This is a genomic window from Streptomyces marianii, from assembly GCF_005795905.1.
Lineage (GTDB): Bacteria > Actinomycetota > Actinomycetes > Streptomycetales > Streptomycetaceae > Streptomyces > Streptomyces marianii.
Genome location: NZ_VAWE01000001.1, coordinates 6,729,255 through 6,746,202 on the forward strand (window position 1 = coordinate 6,729,255; position 16,948 = coordinate 6,746,202).

Sequence of the window (16,948 nt, forward strand, 5' to 3'; positions counted from 1 at the left end):
CGGCCGCCCACGCCAAGGGGCCCGGGCATGATTCCCACCACGCCCGGGCCCCTCTTCCGTGCCCACGGCCGCCCGGTGGACGGCGAACCGCCTACCGGCCGACGTGACCGGCTACCAGCGCACCGCGTCCAGCGCGTCCGCCATACCGGCGCCGTAGAAGCCGTTCTTGCTCTTGCCGCCCTCGCACACCGCGTCGACCGTGCCGTCGCCGTTGATGTCGTACGGGTTGGTGCACGGACGGTCATCGGCCTGTGCGTACAGCAGGGCCTTCACCCCGGCGGCCGACAGCCGCGGGTGCTTCGACTTGATCAGCGCGACGACACCCGCGACGTGCGGGGACGCCATGGACGTGCCCGCCTTGTAGTTCCAGGTGTGGCCGCCCCTGAACGTCGTCGAGAGGATCAGCCCGCTGGTGGCGGGGGCCTCCGGCGGCTGGAGGGCGGTGGAGTCGCCGCCCGGCGCCGCGATGTCCACGATCCCGAGGCCGTAGTTCGAGTACGAGGACTTGAGCCCCTTGGCCCCGGTCGCCGACACCGTCACCACACCCGGCAGCATGGCCGGGATGTCCGGGCACTCGCGCGGGCTGACGACCCGTGAGACCGGCGTGGTGTCGTTCGGGCTCGTCGTGTCGGTGACCGCGTCGGAGGTGAGGTCGGTCCGGGAGTTGCCGGCCGAGGCGACGTTCACCACGCCCTTGCGCTCCGCGTACCTGGTGGCCCGGGCGAGAGTCTCGACGAGGGCCTTCTGGTCCTCGTCGTTCTTGCAGTTGTAGAGCCACGGGTCGACGTAGTAGCTGTTGTTGGTCACGTCGGCACCGTGGTCCGCGGCCCACATGAAGCCGCAGAGGACCGCCTCGGTGTAGAAGAACCCGTCCGGGTTCGCCACCTTCAGGCTGGACACCTTCACACCGGGCGCGACGCCCGTGACGCCGAAGCCGTTCTTCGCGGCGGCGATGGTGCCCGCCACGTGCATTCCGTGGTCGCTCTCGTCCGCCGCCGGACGCCATGCGTCGTTCTCCGTGACCGGTACGCCGCTCACGCAGTTCGCGGAGGCCCGGCGGTCGAAGTTCGGCGCGATGTCCGGGTGGGTGTCGTCGACACCCGAGTCCAGGACGGCGACCGTGACCTTGCTGCTGCCCAGCGAGCGCTGATGGGCCTTGTCGGCCTTGATGGCGGGCAGGTCCCACTGCAGGGGCTCCAGCGGGTCCTGCTCGTCGGTCGCCCTGGCCGCGGCCGCCTTCGCCTGCGCGGCGGTCAACGGCTGCTCGGCCTCGATGGCGTTGTCCCGCTGGGGGACCAGCGGGTTGGTACGCGTGGCGCCCGCCGAGGCGACGCCCTTCACGGTGCGGATCTGCCGCGCGAAGTCAGGGTTCTGCGAATGGACGACGACGACGCCGATCCGGTCGTAGGCGATCACCACCGTTCCGCCGGCCTTCGCGACCGCCCGCTTCACCCTGGCGACGGCCGATCGGCCGCCGTCCACGTTGACGACGTACGACAGCTTCGGGCCGTTGGTCGAGACGGCGGCGGGCGTGTCGTCGGCGGGGGCGGCGGTCGCCGCACCCGCGGGCAGGAATCCGAGCGAGGCCGTGAGCGCCAGACCCGCGGGCAGTGCTATCGCGCGCGTCCGTCTGGGTCGCAGATGAGCCATGGGATCTCCACATCATCCGGTTGGCCGCCCAGACACCCCGTGCGTATGGGCGGGTACATGACGAGTGAAGCTATCGCCGATCATCCGGGCGCATCAACGACCTGGGGAGTCCGGTTCCGGAAATCGGGCGGAAAAGCGAGCACGAATGCGCCGGGAGGTGAACCGCCTCGCGGTGTGCGCCGTGCCGTTGGCAGAGGGAGGGGCGAGCCGCCCCGCTCCCCGTACGAGACCCCGTCCCGTCCATGTCTGCCGCACCCGCGGCGCGAGGAGAGTCCGTGACCACCGATGCACCGCCGCCCGCAGGGGACAAGGACCTCGGTCCAGCCCAGCCCACGACCGAAGCGTTCGTCGAGGTGCAGGAGAGCGCGGAATTCGCCGAACTGCGCCGCACCTACCGCTCCTTCGCCTTCCCCCTGACCGTCGCCTTCATCCTGTGGTACCTGCTGTACGTCCTGCTGTCCAACTACGCGGGCGGCTTCATGGGCACCCGGCTCTTCGGCAACATCAACGTGGCCTTCGTCCTCGGCCTCGCCCAGTTCGCCACCACCTTCCTCATCGCCTGGTTCTACGCGCGGCACGCGGCCGAGAAGCTCGACCCCAGGGCGGATGCGCTCAAGTCCCGTATGGAGGCCGACGCATGAGCAGCACGACACTCCAGGCCGTCCGGCTCGCGGCGGCGGGCGACGCCGGTGAGCACCGCCCGCTGATCATCACCCTGTTCGCGGCCTTCGTCGTCGCGACGCTGTTCATCACCGTCTGGGCCGGCCGGCAGACCAGGGACGCCGCCGACTTCTACGCCGGCGGACGCCAGTTCACCGGCTTCCAGAACGGACTCGCCATCTCAGGCGACTACATGTCCGCCGCGTCCTTCCTCGGAATCGCCGGCGCCATCGCCCTCTTCGGGTACGACGGCTTCCTCTACTCCATCGGCTTCCTCGTCGCCTGGCTGGTCGCCCTGCTGCTCGTCGCCGAACCGCTGCGCAACTCCGGCCGGTTCACCATGGGCGACGTCCTCGCGTACCGGATGCGGCAGCGGCCGGTGCGCACCGCCGCCGGCACGTCCACGATCGTCGTCTCGATCTTCTACCTGCTCGCCCAGATGGCCGGCGCCGGCGTGCTCGTCTCGCTGCTGCTCGGCATCACCAGCGACGCCGGGAAGATCGCCATCGTCGGCCTCGTCGGCGTGCTGATGATCCTCTACGTCACCATCGGCGGGATGAAGGGCACCACCTGGGTGCAGATGGTCAAGGCCGTCCTGCTGATCGCGGGCACCCTGCTCATCACCTTCCTGGTGCTGTGGAAGTTCAACTTCAACGTCTCCGACCTGCTCGGCACCGCGGCCGCGCAGAGCGGCAAGGGCGCGGCCTTCCTGGAGCCGGGCCTGAAGTACGGCGCCACCGGCACCTCCAAGCTGGACTTCCTCTCGCTCGGCATCGCCCTGGTGCTCGGCACCGCCGGTCTGCCGCACATCCTGATCCGCTTCTACACCGTGCCCACCGCCAGGGCCGCCCGTAAGTCGGTCATCTGGGCCATCGGCATCATCGGCGCGTTCTACCTGATGACGATCGCGCTGGGCTTCGGCGCGGCCGCCCTGGTCGGTCCGGAGGAGATCACGGCCTCCAACAAGGCCGGAAACACCGCGGCCCCGCTGCTCGCCCTGCACATCGGCGGCGCCGACTCCGCCGGCGGCGCGGTCCTGCTGGCCGTGATCTCGGCGGTCGCGTTCGCCACCATCCTCGCCGTCGTCGCCGGGCTCACCCTGGCCTCCTCCTCGTCGTTCGCGCACGACATCTACGCCAGCGTCATCCGAAAGGGCCAGGCCACCGAGAAGGAGGAGGTCCGCGCGGCCCGCTGGGCGACCGTCCTCATCGGCGTCGTCTCCATCGGGCTGGGTGCCATGGCCCGCGATCTGAACGTGGCCGGGCTCGTGGCGCTCGCCTTCGCCGTCGCCGCGTCCGCGAACCTGCCGACGATCCTCTACAGCCTGTTCTGGAAGAGGTTCACGACCTCGGGTGCCCTGTGGTCCATCTACGGCGGTCTGGTCTCGTCGGTGGTGCTCGTGCTGTTCTCCCCGGTCGTCTCCGGCAAGCCCTCGTCGATGTTCCCCTCGGTGGACTTCGCCTGGTTCCCGCTGGAGAACCCCGGGCTCGTCTCCATCCCGCTGGGCTTCCTGCTCGGCTGGATCGGCTCCCTGCTGTCCGGGGAGGAGCCGGACCGGGGCAAGTACGCGGAGCTGGAGGTCAAGTCCCTCACGGGCGTCGGCGCCCACTGAGGAACCTCACCGGCGCCGGCCTGCGCCGAGGAGGAGAACGAAATGCGCCCGTACGCGGTCGCGTCGTAGGGTCCTACGACGCGGCCGCGCCGTACCTCGTGGCAAACGGCCCCTGCCGTTGTCCGAGGTCTCGCGTAGGCTCGCCCGCAGGACGAGTTCCTCATCCATGGGACGCGTGATTCACGGGACGCGTGCCAGTAAGACTTCCGAACCCGGGGAGGGGGCCGACAGTGCTCATCGACACCTACGGCCGTGTGGCCACCGACCTGCGGGTCTCGCTCACCGACCGGTGCAACCTCCGGTGTTCGTACTGCATGCCGGAAGAGGGCCTGCAGTGGCTGTCCAAGACCACCCTGCTCACCGACGACGAGATCGTCCGGCTCGTCCGCATCGCGGTGACGCGGCTCGGGATCACCGAGGTCCGCTTCACCGGCGGTGAGCCCCTGCTGCGGCCCGGCCTCGTCGGGATCGTGGAGCGCTGCGCCGTGCTGGAGCCCCGCCCCAAGCTCTCGCTGACCACGAACGGCATAGGACTGAAGCGCACCGCGACGGCCCTGAAGGCCGCCGGGCTGGACCGGGTCAACGTCTCGCTGGACACGCTCCGCCCCGACGTCTTCAAGACCCTCACCCGCCGCGACCGACACCACGACGTCGTCGAGGGCCTGGAGGCCGCCCGCGAGGCCGGGCTGACCCCCGTGAAGGTCAACACGGTGCTGATGCCGGGGCTCAACGCCGACGAGGCTCCCGAACTGCTCGCCTGGGCCGTCGAGCACGCCTACGAGCTGCGTTTCATCGAGCAGATGCCGCTCGACGCCCAGCACGGCTGGAAGCGTGACGGGATGATCACCGCGGGTGACATCCTGCAGTCCCTGCGTACCCGTTTCGAGCTCACCCCCGAGGGCGAACAGGCCCGTGGCTCCGCGCCCGCGGAGCGCTGGCTGGTGGACGGCGGCCCGCACCGCGTCGGGGTCATCGCCTCGGTCACCCGGCCCTTCTGCAGCGCCTGCGACCGCACCCGTCTGACCGCCGACGGGCAGGTCCGCACCTGTCTGTTCGCCCGCGAGGAGACCGATCTGCGCGGCGCGCTGCGCTCCGGCGCGCCGGACGAGGAGATCGCCCGGATCTGGAAGCTCGCGATGTGGGGGAAGAAGGCGGGATCGGGCCTGGACGACCCCGAGTTCCTCCAGCCGCAGCGCTCCATGTCAGCGATCGGCGGCTGAGCCCCGTCCGTCGCCGGACGCCGGGCTCTCCCACTCGTCGAGCGTCACGACGTCCTTCAGGAAGCCCCGCACCCCGAGGAACCGGGACAGGTGCTCTCGGTGCTCCTCGCAGGCCAGCCACGTCTTGCGGCGCTCCGGAGTGTGCAGCTTCGGGTTGTTCCAGGCCAGCACCCACACCGCGGCGGCTCGGCAGCCCTTCGCGGAGCAGACGGGGATCTCGGCGCTCACCGGGTCGGTACTCACCGGATCATTCTCCACAACGAGGCGACGCCGAGCAGCCACGGGGGGAGCTGCCCGGCGTCGGTCCGTCGCTCCGACGGGGGATGCGGAGCGCACTGGCAGTATGTCACGCGGAACGGGCCGTGGTGCACCGGAACTTCATGATTGATCTGAGCTTTTCCTGAGCTTGCCGGCGCGCCTGCCGTCGGCGTCGCCGAGCCGCCGCTCAGCCCTGCCGGGACTTCCGCGCCGGGGCGTCTTCCGCTCGGCATTCCGCATCGCCCTTCGCGTGCTCCGCCCCTGCCGCTGGCCCGGGGTGCGCCGCGTCCGCCGGCGCCGGCCGAGGCGCCGGCGGACCGCTCTCCAGTGCAGGCCTCGTGGGTGCCGGTACGAAGGTGGCGAGCGGCTTCGGGGCACTCTCGCGGCCCGCGTTGGCGATCACCACGGCGATGTAGGGAAGGACCGCACCGAGTACCAGTGCCACGACCGCCACATGGCGCTCGACGTTCCAGAGGACCGCGGCGAGGATCACCGCGAGGGTGCGGACCGACATGGAGATCACATAGCGGCGCTGGCGGCCGCGCACATCCTCGGCCAGCCCCTGGCGGGCGCCGGTGATCCGGAAGACCTCGGTCTCCTTGTGCTTCCGCATGTCGTTCCGCCGCTCAGCCGCCGCGCCGGGCCCTCCCCGGTGCGAACCTGTTTCCACGGTACGCCGCGGCTCCGTCGCTTTCGAGACCGGGTCCCGGGTGTCGGGCCCGAGGCTGCATCGCGCACCACGTACACCTCTGTCCGACATGCGCCGTATGGCGGATACGTCGAAACTGTCCGTAACTGCTTACGTCGATCCGAAAGCGGGAGGCAGCCATGGGCTGGTTGTGGGCGATCATCGTCGGATTCGTGCTGGGGCTGATCGCCAAGGCGATCCTGCCGGGGAAGCAGCACAGTCCGCTCTGGCTGATCACGATCTTCGGCATCATCGGCGGCATCGTCGGCAACTACCTCGCGGGAGCCTTCGGGATCGGGGAGACCCCCGGTATCGACTGGGGCCGTCACGCCCTCCAGATCATCGCCGCCCTGGTCGTCGTCGCCGTGGGCGACATGCTGTACATCGCCGTCAGCGGCAGGAAGAAGGTGGCCTGAGGGGCCCGCGCGGCTCCGCGGGCCGGACTCCTGCGAGAACGGAAGCGACGGACCCGGGCGCACGGCGGCCGGACGGGAAGGTACCCGCCCGGCCGCCGTCTTGCGTACCGCCGTGTGCCGTCTGCCGTGACCGGGGTCGTGGGCGCGGGCTCAGCCGCCCGTGACCTCCACCGCGGCCAGGTTCTTCTTGCCGCGCCGCAGCACCAGCCAGCGCCCGTGCAGCAGTTCCTCCGCGGCCGGGACCGCGTCCTCCGCGGCCACCTTCACGTTGTTCACGTAGGCGCCGCCCTCCTTGATGGTGCGACGGGCGGCCGACTTGCTCGCCACCAGCCCCACCTCCGCGAAGAGGTCCGCCACCGGAGTCGGCTCCGCCACCCGGGCGTGCGGCAGCTCGGACAGCGCCGCCGCCAGGGTCGCCTCGTCCAGGTCCCCGAGCTCGCCCTGGCCGAACAGCGCCTTCGACGCGGCGATGACGGCGGCGCACTGGTCGGCGCCGTGCACCAGCGTCGTCAACTCCTCGGCAAGCGCCCGCTGCGCGGCTCGGGCCTGCGGCCGCTCCTCGGTGAGCTCCTCCAGCTCCTCCAGCTCCGCACGGCTCCGGAAGCTCAGGATCCGCATGTACCCGGAGACGTCGCGGTCATCCACGTTCAGCCAGAACTGGTAGAACGCGTACGGCGTCGTCATCTCCGGGTCGAGCCAGACCGCGCCGCCCTCGGTCTTGCCGAACTTGGTGCCGTCCGCCTTGGTCATCAGCGGTGTGGCGAGCGCGTGCACGCTCGCGTGCGGCTCCAGTCGGTGGATCAGATCCAGACCGGCGGTCAGATTGCCCCACTGGTCGCTGCCGCCCTGCTGCAGGGTGCAGCCGTGGCGCCGGAACAGCTCCAGGAAGTCCATGCCCTGCAGCAGCTGGTAGCTGAACTCGGTGTAGCTGATGCCCTGGTCGGACTCGAGCCGGCGGGCTACCGAGTCCTTGGTCAGCATCTTGTTGACGCGGAAGTGCTTGCCGATGTCCCGGAGGAACTCGATGGCGGACATGCCCGCCGTCCAGTCAAGGTTGTTGACCATGACCGCCGCGTTCTCACCCTCGAAGGACAGGAACGGCTCGATCTGGGCGCGGACCCGCTCCACCCAGGCCGCGACGGTCTCCGGGTCGTTCAGGGTGCGCTCGGCCGTCGGCTTGGGGTCGCCGATCTGGCCGGTCGCCCCGCCCACCAGTGCCAGCGGGCGGTGGCCCGCCTGCTGGAGCCGGCGCATGGTGAGCGCCTGCACCAGATGTCCGACATGCAGGCTGGGCGCGGTCGGGTCGAAACCGCAATAGAACGTGACGGGACCGTCCGCGAGCGCCTTGCGCAAAGCGTCCTCGTCGGTGGACAGGGCGAACAGCCCGCGCCACTTCAGCTCGTCGACGATGTCCGTCACGGTTCCGGTTCTCCTCGAACAGTGGGAAGAAGGTGATGGCCGCCCCGGGGGGCATCCAGCAGTCTATGGGTTCGCCCGAAGGCTCAGACGCCCTGGCTGACGGAGCTCATGTTGAAGTCCGGGACGCGCAGCGCAGGCATGGCCGCCCTGGTGAACCAGTCGCTCCACTCCCGCGGCAGCGTCTTCTCCGTCCTCCCGGCCTCCTGGGCCCGCGACAGCAGGTCGACGGGTGACTCGTTGAAGCGGAAGTTGTTCACCTCGCCGGTGACCTCGCCGTTCTCCACGAGATAGACGCCGTCCCTGGTCAGCCCGGTCAGCAGCAGCGTGGCCGGGTCCACCTCCCGGATGTACCACAGGCAGGTCAGCAGCAGTCCCCGCCCGGTCGACGCGACCATCTCCTCCAACGACCGCCCGCCGCCCGCATCCATGATCAGGTTGTCGGCGGCGGGGGAGACCGGCAGCCCGGTCAGACCCGCGCTGTGCCGGGTGGTGATCAGTCGCTCCAGCGCGCCCTCCCGCACCCACTCGGTCGAGGGCACCGCCAGACCGTTGTCGAACACCGACGCGTCGCCGCCGGAGGAGTGCGCGATCACGAACGGGGCGCACTCGAGCCCCGGCTCGTCCGGATCGCTGCGGAGCGTGAGCGGCAGCTCGGACAGCCGCTCGCCGATGCGGGTGCCGCCACCCGGCTTGGAGAAGACCGTGCGGCCCTCGACCGCGTCCCGGCCCGAGGAGGACCACAGCTGGTAGATCAGCAGGTCCGCGACGGCCGTCGGCGGCAGCAGCGTCTCGTAGCGGCCCGCGGGCAGTTCGATCCGGCGCTCCGCCCAGCCCAGCCGGGTCGCCAGCTCGGAGTCCAGGGCCGCCGGGTCGACGTCCTTGAAGTCCCGGGTCGCGCGCCCCGCCCAGGCGGAGCGGCTGCGGTCCGGCGACTTGGCGTTGAGCTCCAGCGTCCCGTTGGGCTGGTCGTGACGGAGCCGCACCCCCGTTGACGTGCCGAGGTACGTCGAGGTCAGCTCGTGGTTGGCGAAGCCGTACAGCTCACGACCGCCCGCGCGGGCGCGTGCGAAGGACTCGCCCAGCGCGGGCGCGAAGTCGGCGAAGACGGCCGAGGAGGTCTCCGCAGGGGCGTCGGTGAAGTCGCCCACCGCCGGAACGCCGCTCACCAGCGGCTGAGCGTCCTCGGCGGGTCCCGCGGCCCGGGCAGCCGCCTCGGCCGCCCGCACCAGCGGCTCCAGGTCCGCGGCCGTCACGGCCGACCGGGACACCACTCCGGACGCGGTGCCCTGCGCCCCGTCCACGGTCGCGATCACGGTGAGGGTACGGCCCCGGGTCACGCCGTTCGTGGTGAGGGTGTTCCCGGCCCAGCGGAGATTGGCCGAAGAGTGCTCGTCGGCGATGACGACACAGCCGTCGGCGGTGGACAGTTCGAGGGCACGCTCGACGATCTCGTGCGGCTTGCTGACGGGGCTCATCGACCGGCCTCCTGGGTGGTGTTCAAGATGTTGACGCCGCGGAACAGTGCGGAAGGGCAGCCGTGCGAGACGGCCGCGACCTGACCCGGCTGGGCCTTGCCGCAGTTGAAGGCGCCTCCCAGGACATACGTCTGCGGGCCCCCGACCTTCTCCAGTGAGCCCCAGAAATCGGTCGTCGTCGCCTGGTAGGCGACATCGCGCAGCTGCCCCGTCAGCCGGCCGTTCTCGATGCGGTAGAAGCGCTGGCCGGTGAACTGGAAGTTGTACCGCTGCATGTCGATCGACCAGGACCGGTCCCCGACGACGTAGATGCCGCGCTCCACCCCGCCGATCAGGTCCTCCGTCGACAGCCCGCCCGGTTCGGGCCGGAGGGACACGTTCGCCATCCGCTGCACCGGGACGTGCGACGGCGAGTCCGCGAAGGCGCAGCCGTTGGAGCGGCCGAGGCCCGTGAGGCGCGCGATCCGGCGGTCGAGCTGGTAACCGACGAGCGTGCCGTCCTTCACCAGGTCCCAGCTCTGCGCCTGGACGCCCTCGTCGTCGTACCCGATCGTCGCCAGCCCGTGCTCCGCCGTCCGGTCCCCGGTCACGTTCATCACGGGTGAGCCGTAGCGCAGCCTGCCGAGCTTGTCGAAGGTGGCGAAGGACGTGCCCGCGTACGCCGCCTCGTAGCCCAGCGCCCGGTCCAGCTCGGTGGCGTGCCCGATCGACTCGTGGATCGTCAGCCACAGGTTCGACGGGTCCACGACCAGGTCGTACCTCCCCGCCTCGACGCTCGGCGCGCGCATCTTGGCGGCCAGCAGTTCCGGGATCTCCTCCAGCTCCGAGTCCCAGTCCCAGCCGGTGCCGGTCAGGTACTCCCAGCCGCGTCCCACCGGCGGCGCGATGGTGCGCATGGAGTCGAACTCGCCGGTGGTCTCGTCCACGGCGACCGCGGTGAGCTGCGGATGGAGCCGGACCCGCTGCTGTGTGGTGACCGTGCCCGCCGTGTCCGCGTAGAACTTGTTCTCGTGCACGGTCAGCAGCGAGGCGTCCACGTGCGCCACGCCGTCCGCCCGCAGCAGCCGCGCGCTCCAGTCCGCGAGCAGCGCGGACTTGTCCTCGTCCGGGACGGCGAACGGATCGGTCTCGTACGAGGAGATCCAGGTGCGGTCCGCGTGCACCGGCTCGTCGGCCAGCTCGACCCTCTCGTCGGAGCCGGCGGCCGCGATCACCTTCGCCGACAGCTTCGCCATCGCCACGGCCTGGCCCGCCACTCTGGCGGCACCGTCCATGGTCAGATCGACCCCGGACGCGAACCCCCAGGCCCCGCCGTGCACGACCCGCACCGCGTATCCCAGGTCGGTGGTGTCGGACGAGCCGGCCGGCTTCGCGTCGCGCAGCCGCCACGCGGCACTGCGCACCCGCTCCAGCCGGAAGTCGGCGTGCGCGGCGCCGAGCGCGCGCGCCCGTGCGAGCGCCGCGTCGGCGAGCGCCCGCAGCGGCAACGCCGTGAAGGCTTCGTCGATGGAATGAGCCACGAATGTCTCCTGTCATGGTGGGACCGGTCGGCACAGGACCGGCCGCCCCGATCATGTCGCGCCCGGATGCCCGCTGCCTACCGCTTTCTGTAGGGATCCGACAGTGCATCCGTGACGCCACTGTCAGGGGTCGATCCCCTGTGCAAGGGGTGGTACCGATAGGTTTTCGCAGTGTCAGACCGCTATGGAAAGGGTGATCCGTTGAGCCGCTCGGTTCTCGTCACCGGAGGAAACCGGGGCATCGGCCTCGCCATCGCCCGCGCTTTCGCCGAGGCCGGAGACAAGGTCGCGATCACGTACCGGTCGGGTGAGCCGCCGGCGGACCTGGTGGGGCTGGGCTGCCTGCCCGTCCGCTGCGACATCACCGACGCCGAACAGGTGGAGCAGGCCTACAAGGAGATCGAGGACAAGCACGGTCCCGTGGAGGTGCTCGTCGCGAACGCCGGCGTCACCAAGGACCAGTTGCTGATGCGGATGTCCGAGGAGGACTTCGTCACCGTCCTCGACACCAACCTCACCGGCACCTTCCGTGTCGTGAAGCGCGCCAACCGCGGCATGCTCCGCGCCAAGAAGGGCCGGGTCGTCCTGATCTCGTCCGTGGTCGGCCTGCTCGGCTCGGCCGGCCAGGCCAACTACGCCGCCTCCAAGGCCGGACTGGTGGGCTTCGCCCGGTCCCTCGCCCGCGAGCTCGGTTCGCGGAACATCACCTTCAACGTCGTCGCGCCCGGCTTCGTCGACACCGACATGACCAAGGTGCTCAACGACGAGCAGCGCGCGGGCATCGTCTCGCAGGTCCCGCTCGGCCGCTACGCGCAGCCGGAGGAGATCGCCGCCACGGTGCGGTTCCTCGCCTCCGACGACGCCTCGTACATCACTGGAGCCGTCATCCCGGTTGACGGCGGATTGGGCATGGGTCACTGATCACATGAGCGGAATCCTCGCCGGCAAGCGCATCCTCATCACCGGTGTGCTGATGGAGTCCTCCATTGCCTTCCACGCCGCGAAGCTGGCCCAGGAGCAGGGTGCGGAGATCATCCTGACGGCCTTTCCCCGGCCGACGCTGACCGAGCGCATCGCCAGGAAGCTCCCGAAGCCGACCAAGGTCATCGAGCTCGACGTCACCAACGACGAGCACCTCGGGCGCCTGGAGCAGGTCGTGCGCGACGAGCTCGGCGGTCTGGACGGAGTCGTCCACTCCATCGGTTTCGCCCCGCAGGACGCGCTCGGCGGCAACTTCCTCAACACGCCGTTCGAGTCGGTCTCGACCGCGATGCACGTCTCGGCGTTCTCGCTGAAGTCGCTGACGATGGCCTGCCTGCCGCTGTTCCCGCAGGAGGGTGCCTCGGTGGTCGGTCTGACCTTCGACGCCCAGTTCGCGTGGCCGCAGTACGACTGGATGGGTCCGGCGAAGGCGGCGCTCGAGGCCACCTCCCGCTACGTCGCCCGTGACCTGGGCAAGCAGAACGTCCGCTGCAACCTGATCTCGGCGGGTCCGCTCGGTTCGATGGCCGCGAAGTCCATCCCGGGCTTCAGCGACCTCGCGGACGTGTGGAACCACCGCTCCCCGCTGGAGTGGGACATGTCCGACCCGGACCCCGCCGGCCGCGGCATCGTCGCCCTGCTGTCCGACTGGTTCCCGAAGACCACGGGCGAGATCATCCACGTCGACGGTGGCGTGCACATGATGGGTGCGTGACGCAGCGTCGTCCTCGGACGGCATTTCACCTGGTCGCCTTCGACGCCCCGGTCACCCGCTGTGCGCGGGGGGCCGGGGCGTCGCCCGTTCGGGTCAACGCAGCGGGCGGGCGGGCGCCCGGCCGGGGGAACCTGGAGTGGCAATCCCTCCCTTGTGGTGCAGCAGCGGTGCGAGCCGCAGTACGGCCGAGGAGGTCCTGGTTGTGCGTACGTCGTGGCGATCCGCGTCCGTGCTCGGGGTGCTCGCGGTCCTGGTCTGGCCCGCCTCCACGGCGGCCGTCTCCGAGCCGCCGGGCGAGCCCGCGCCCCGGCCCTTCGGGGCCGCCTGCAGCGTCTACGTCGAGGGCTCCAGGGCCACGGCCCACTGCCACAATCCGTACCTGGACACCGACCGTGTGCAGCTCCACGTCGAGTGCGAACGCTGGTGGGACGTGGACGCGGACAGCACGCCCGTCGACCTCGGCCCGACCGGTCGCGCCACGCTCAGCGAACGCTGCTGGAAGGAGATCCGCAGCGTGCGGGTGAGCCATCTGCGGCGCTGAGGTGTCCGGGGCGGCGGTGTCCCGGTGAGTCCGGGACCACCACCCGACGAAGACGATGGCGAGCACCGCCCGGGCAGAGCCTGACAACCGGCGGCCGGACGCGGGCGCGGCCGTTCCGGTGCGTTCACTGTGTCCCACGTGTCCGAGGCGGAGGCCGGCGGGCCGGCCGACCGGCCTCCGCGCACCGCTCTCGCCCCGCCCGCCCGTCGACGGCCGCGGGGCGGGCGCGCCGGGTATCCCGCCGGGTACGGCTCACGCCCCGCCGCGCAGGCACTGGAACGGATAGCCCGCGGCCTCCGCGGCCGCCGTACCGCCGTCGTGGGCGCGGATCGCCTCGAGGAGCCGGCCGTGGTCCATGTGGTTCTCGGGGCGCAGCTCCCGGCCCACGTCGTCCCGCAGCCAGTCGCGCAGCAGATCGCCCAGGTCGGCGTAGAGCGCGGTCAGCACGTCGTTGTGGGAGGCCGCGACCACGGCCAGATGGAAGGTGGCGTCGGCGGTGACGAACTGCTCGGCGTCGCCGGACTCCCACGCCTCCTCGCGCCGGGCCAGCAGCGCGTCCAGTTGCCTCAGGTCCTTCTCGGTGCGCCGCTCCGCTGCGAGCCGCGCCGCCGAGGACTCCAGCGTGGAGCGCAGCTCGGCGATGTGGCGCGGATCGGCGTCGGCGAACCTGCGGTGCATCACCCCGGCCAGCTCGCTCGTGGCCACCACGTAGGTGCCGGAGCCCTGGCGGATGTCCAGCAGCCCGTTGTGCGCCAGCGCCCGGACCGCCTCACGGACGGTGTTGCGGGCGACGCCCAGCAACTCGACCAGCTCCGGCTCGGTCGGGATCCGTGAGCCCACCGGCCACTCGCCCGAGGTGATCTGGTTCCGCAGCTCGGTGATGACCTGGTCCGAGAGGGCGGACCGCCGGGGAGAGGTCAGCGCCATGGTGCTCCTTGTCCGGGGGAGGGTCCACGACCCGGCCGCCCCGCGTCGGCTCCGGTGCTCCCGCAGCCGGGCCTCGCGCGATCGTCCGGGATTGGACAACCAATCATCCCATGATTCTATGATGGGGCCATGCCGGACGAGACCCAGACCCTGAGCCCCGCCGCCACGGCGGTCCGTACCACCACCGATTCTTCCGCGTCCCCCGCCGGAAAGGCGCCGGCCTGGGTCCTCCGGCTCGTCCTCGCCGGCCTTGTGCTCGCCGCACTCAACCTCCGGCCCGCCATCACCAGCCTCGGCGCCCTCCTGGAGGAGGTCCAGGAGGGGCTCCGCATGAGCGGCAGCGTGGCCGGTGTGCTCACCGCCGTGCCTCCGCTCTGCTTCGCCGTCTTCGGGCTCACCGCACCCAGGCTGGCCCGCCGCTTCGGGCCCGCCGCGGTCGTCTGCGCCGGCATGGTGGCCGTCACCGCGGGCCTGGCGCTCCGCCCCTTCGCCGGAGGCACCGCGGCGTTCCTCGCCGCCAGCGCGCTGGCCCTCATGGGCATCGCCGTCAGCAACGTGCTGATGCCGGTGATCGTCAAGCGCTGGTTCCCGGACCGCATCGGCAGCGTCACCGGTCTCTACTCCATGGCGCTCTCCCTCGGCACCGCCGTCGCGGCGGCCGCGACCGTGCCCATGACCCAGGTGCTGGGAGGCGGTTGGCGCACCGGTCTGGCGGTCTGGGCCGCGCTCGCGGCCACCGCCGTACTGCCGTGGGTGCCCCTGGTCCGCGGCCGGGGCGCGGGCACCTCCGGCACGACCGCGGCCGTCGGCCTGCGCCAGGAGCCGCCGAGCCCGACCGCGACCGCCGCCCCGGGCAGCGGCGCGGCGCGAGTGCCCGGTCGCAGCCAGTACGCTGCCACCGCGCCGGGCCCGGGCCCCGCCACCGGATCGCCCGCTCCGGCGCCCGCCGGGCGCCCGGCCCGGACCGAGCCCGCCCGCGCCGGAGCCGGCCGGGCGTCCGCGCCGCGCATCGCCCGCAGCCGTACCGCCTGGGCCCTCGCCTGCTTCTTCGGCCTTCAGGCCACCGGCGCGTACATCACCATGGGCTGGATGCCGCGGATCTTCCGCGACGCAGGTGTCCCGGCCGGCACCGCGGGCGTGCTGCTCGCGGTGACCATGGTCATGGGCGTGCCACTCGCCTTCGTGATCCCCCGGCTCGCCGCCCGGCTGAGGACACAGGGCCCGATCGTCCTCGCGCTCGGGCTGTGCGGAATGACCGGCTACGCGGGCCTGTTCCTCGCCCCCGCCGCCGGCGCCTGGGCCTGGGCGCTGCTGCTCGGCATCTCCAACTGCGCCTTCCCCCTCGCGCTCACCATGATCGGCATGCGCTCCCGCACCGGCACCGGGGTCGTCCGGCTGTCGGCCTTCGCCCAGAGCACCGGCTATCTGATCTCCATCCCAGGGCCGCTGCTCGTCGGCGTCCTCCACCAGCACAGCGGTGGCTGGGGCCTGCCGCTGGCGCTGATGGCGGGGCTGACCGTGCCGCAGATGGCGGCCGGTGTCCTCGCGGGCCGGGACCGCACGGTCGAGGACGAAGCCGGGATGCGACACTGACCCCATGCCTGTGCTCGACCCGAACCCCCCGAACGGCCAGAAGAAGCTCCTGCTCGTCTTCGGCACGATGATCGGCATCACCGTGATCATCGGAATCATCGCCTCGATCGCCTCGCCGTGACCGCGGTGACGGGGGTTTTCCCCACCGTCCCCTAGGGGGCGAGTGTCAGGGGGAAGTGGGTGGCTCACCGGATGGGCGGCCCGGTCCATGATCCGTAGGTTGGAAGCAGCTCAGCGGGAGCCCAGCTTCGGACCTCACGGAGGCGGCCATGTCGGCCCGTACGCACCCCCGGCACCACGCACCGGCGGCGGCCGACGGTGGCGATGCCTGCGCGGGGAGCGGCGGCACCGGCGCGGGCGGTGCCGGTAGCGGACCGAGGACCACCGGCGGCCCGGAACGGCGCGAGGCCGTCGGCCCGCAGGGCGCCGGCACCGGCCCGTGGGCTGTCGGCACCGGGCTCAGGTGGTGGGCCCTCGTCCTGCCGGTGGTCGCCTTCTCCGCGCTCTTCCTGCTCGCCACCGCCGCGGGCCGGGCACAGGCCGCCGCCCATTCGCCGGTGGTGTTCCTCGGCTGGATCCAGCTGGCACTGACCGGTCCCTGAACCGGGCGCCACCGCCGCCCCGCCGGCCGCCGTCGGACGTGCTCGCGCTTCGTGCGGTGACCCCTCAACACCCTGCGCCCGCTGGCTGATTTCATGCGAAGCTGGGGAGCATGAGCGCCGATACACCGCGAAGGATCGTCCTACTCCGCCATGCGAAGGCCGACTGGCCCCAGGTGTCCGACCACGAGCGGCCGCTCGCCGACCGGGGCCGCACCGACGCCCCCGTCGCCGGCCGTAAGCTCGCCGATACCGGCATCCCCTTCGACCTGGCCCTGTGCTCGACCGCCACGAGGACCCGCGAGACCTGGAAGCTCGCCGTCCAGGAGTTGCCCGAGCGGCCCAGGACCGTGTACGAGGAGCGGCTCTACGAGGCTTCACTCGGAGATCTGCTGGCGCTGCTCAACGAGACCCCGGACGAGGTCACCGATCTGCTGCTCATCGGTCACAACCCCGGAATGCACGCCCTCGCCGACGCCCTCGCGGGGAAGGCGGAGGGCGACACCCTGCAGCGGATGAGCCGCGGCGGCTTCCCGACCGCGGCGTTCGCCGTGGTCGGCTTCTCCGGTTCCTGGAAGTCCGTCGAGCACGGCGTGGGCACGCTCATCGACTACTGGGCCCCGCACGACTGAGCGGGGCACGCCGCCGGGAAACGCTCCGGTGCGCACGCGGTG

General features: G+C 71.4%; 18 protein-coding genes. 11 read left to right on the forward strand and 7 right to left on the reverse strand.

Annotated features, from left to right (window positions below; translation table 11 throughout):
- Window positions 1-111 precede the first annotated feature (111 nt).
- On the reverse strand, window positions 112-1,650 hold the full coding sequence (locus FEF34_RS30480) for a S8 family peptidase (protein ID WP_138056031.1): 1,539 nt from the start codon (window positions 1,648-1,650) through the stop codon (window positions 112-114).
- 275 nt (window positions 1,651-1,925) lie between these two features.
- Here FEF34_RS30480 and FEF34_RS30485 point away from each other — a divergent pair, with 275 nt between their 5' ends.
- The 3 genes from FEF34_RS30485 (at window position 1,926) to moaA (ending at window position 5,142) form a co-directional block, all read left to right on the forward strand.
- The gene (locus tag FEF34_RS30485) at window positions 1,926-2,291 is read left to right on the forward strand and encodes a DUF485 domain-containing protein (protein ID WP_138056032.1); all 366 of its coding nucleotides are present in this window, start codon (window positions 1,926-1,928) and stop codon (window positions 2,289-2,291) included.
- On the forward strand, window positions 2,288-3,922 hold the full coding sequence (locus tag FEF34_RS30490; protein WP_138056033.1) for a solute symporter family protein: 1,635 nt from the start codon (window positions 2,288-2,290) through the stop codon (window positions 3,920-3,922). The genes FEF34_RS30485 and FEF34_RS30490 overlap by 4 nt, the downstream gene beginning before the upstream one ends.
- 230 nt (window positions 3,923-4,152) lie before the next feature.
- Entirely contained in the window at window positions 4,153-5,142 is a 990-nt protein-coding gene (moaA, locus tag FEF34_RS30495) for a GTP 3',8-cyclase MoaA (protein WP_138056034.1), read from the forward strand.
- Here the strand turns inward: moaA and FEF34_RS30500 are convergent.
- On the reverse strand, window positions 5,125-5,385 hold the full coding sequence (locus tag FEF34_RS30500; protein WP_138056035.1) for a hypothetical protein: 261 nt from the start codon (window positions 5,383-5,385) through the stop codon (window positions 5,125-5,127). The two genes, moaA and FEF34_RS30500, sit on opposite strands and share 18 nt — an antisense overlap.
- Before the next feature lie 202 nt (window positions 5,386-5,587).
- Complete coding sequence (locus tag FEF34_RS30505; protein ID WP_138056036.1) at window positions 5,588-6,013, reverse strand: DUF3099 domain-containing protein; 426 nt, start codon at window positions 6,011-6,013, stop codon at window positions 5,588-5,590.
- 215 nt (window positions 6,014-6,228) lie between these two features.
- On the opposite strand from FEF34_RS30505, the gene FEF34_RS30510 reads away from it, so the two are divergent.
- Window positions 6,229-6,504 carry a GlsB/YeaQ/YmgE family stress response membrane protein gene (locus tag FEF34_RS30510; RefSeq protein WP_138056037.1) on the forward strand — a complete coding sequence of 92 codons (276 nt, stop codon included), beginning with the start codon at window positions 6,229-6,231 and terminating at the stop codon, window positions 6,502-6,504.
- 150 nt (window positions 6,505-6,654) lie between these two features.
- On the opposite strand, the gene tyrS is transcribed toward FEF34_RS30510, so the two are convergent.
- The 3 genes from tyrS to FEF34_RS30525 all read right to left on the reverse strand — a co-directional run bounded on the left by tyrS (window position 6,655) and on the right by FEF34_RS30525 (window position 10,918).
- On the reverse strand, window positions 6,655-7,923 hold the full coding sequence (gene tyrS / locus FEF34_RS30515; RefSeq protein WP_138056038.1) for a tyrosine--tRNA ligase: 1,269 nt from the start codon (window positions 7,921-7,923) through the stop codon (window positions 6,655-6,657).
- A gap of 83 nt (window positions 7,924-8,006) precedes the next feature.
- The gene (locus tag FEF34_RS30520; protein WP_138056039.1) at window positions 8,007-9,398 is read right to left on the reverse strand and encodes a metallopeptidase TldD-related protein; all 1,392 of its coding nucleotides are present in this window, start codon (window positions 9,396-9,398) and stop codon (window positions 8,007-8,009) included.
- Window positions 9,395-10,918, reverse strand: a complete 1,524-nt coding sequence (locus FEF34_RS30525; RefSeq protein WP_138056040.1) for a TldD/PmbA family protein — start codon at window positions 10,916-10,918, stop codon at window positions 9,395-9,397. The genes FEF34_RS30520 and FEF34_RS30525 overlap by 4 nt, the downstream gene beginning before the upstream one ends.
- Window positions 10,919-11,119: 201 nt before the next feature.
- Here FEF34_RS30525 and fabG point away from each other — a divergent pair, with 201 nt between their 5' ends.
- The 3 genes from fabG (at window position 11,120) to FEF34_RS30540 (ending at window position 13,155) form a co-directional block, all read left to right on the forward strand.
- Entirely contained in the window at window positions 11,120-11,839 is a 720-nt protein-coding gene (fabG, locus tag FEF34_RS30530) for a 3-oxoacyl-[acyl-carrier-protein] reductase (RefSeq protein ID WP_138056041.1), read from the forward strand.
- Window positions 11,840-11,843: 4 nt separating this feature from the next.
- On the forward strand, window positions 11,844-12,614 hold the full coding sequence (gene fabI / locus FEF34_RS30535) for an enoyl-ACP reductase FabI (protein ID WP_138056042.1): 771 nt from the start codon (window positions 11,844-11,846) through the stop codon (window positions 12,612-12,614).
- 202 nt (window positions 12,615-12,816) lie between these two features.
- On the forward strand, window positions 12,817-13,155 hold the full coding sequence (locus tag FEF34_RS30540) for a hypothetical protein (protein ID WP_138056043.1): 339 nt from the start codon (window positions 12,817-12,819) through the stop codon (window positions 13,153-13,155).
- Between the two features lie 252 nt (window positions 13,156-13,407).
- Here FEF34_RS30540 and FEF34_RS30545 read toward each other — a convergent pair whose 3' ends face one another.
- A complete protein-coding gene (locus FEF34_RS30545) occupies window positions 13,408-14,082 on the reverse strand; it encodes a FadR/GntR family transcriptional regulator (RefSeq protein WP_138056044.1) in 675 nt (224 codons plus the stop codon).
- 129 nt (window positions 14,083-14,211) lie between these two features.
- On the opposite strand from FEF34_RS30545, the gene FEF34_RS30550 reads away from it, so the two are divergent.
- The 4 genes from FEF34_RS30550 to FEF34_RS30560 all read left to right on the forward strand — a co-directional run bounded on the left by FEF34_RS30550 (window position 14,212) and on the right by FEF34_RS30560 (window position 16,906).
- Window positions 14,212-15,675, forward strand: a complete 1,464-nt coding sequence (locus FEF34_RS30550) for a CynX/NimT family MFS transporter (protein WP_138056045.1) — start codon at window positions 14,212-14,214, stop codon at window positions 15,673-15,675.
- Window positions 15,676-15,679: 4 nt separating this feature from the next.
- A complete protein-coding gene (locus tag FEF34_RS43785; RefSeq protein WP_267905275.1) occupies window positions 15,680-15,796 on the forward strand; it encodes an SGM_5486 family transporter-associated protein in 117 nt (38 codons plus the stop codon).
- A gap of 148 nt (window positions 15,797-15,944) precedes the next feature.
- On the forward strand, window positions 15,945-16,277 hold the full coding sequence (locus FEF34_RS30555) for a hypothetical protein (protein ID WP_138056046.1): 333 nt from the start codon (window positions 15,945-15,947) through the stop codon (window positions 16,275-16,277).
- A gap of 110 nt (window positions 16,278-16,387) precedes the next feature.
- The gene (locus tag FEF34_RS30560; RefSeq protein WP_138056047.1) at window positions 16,388-16,906 is read left to right on the forward strand and encodes a SixA phosphatase family protein; all 519 of its coding nucleotides are present in this window, start codon (window positions 16,388-16,390) and stop codon (window positions 16,904-16,906) included.
- Window positions 16,907-16,948 lie beyond the last annotated feature (42 nt).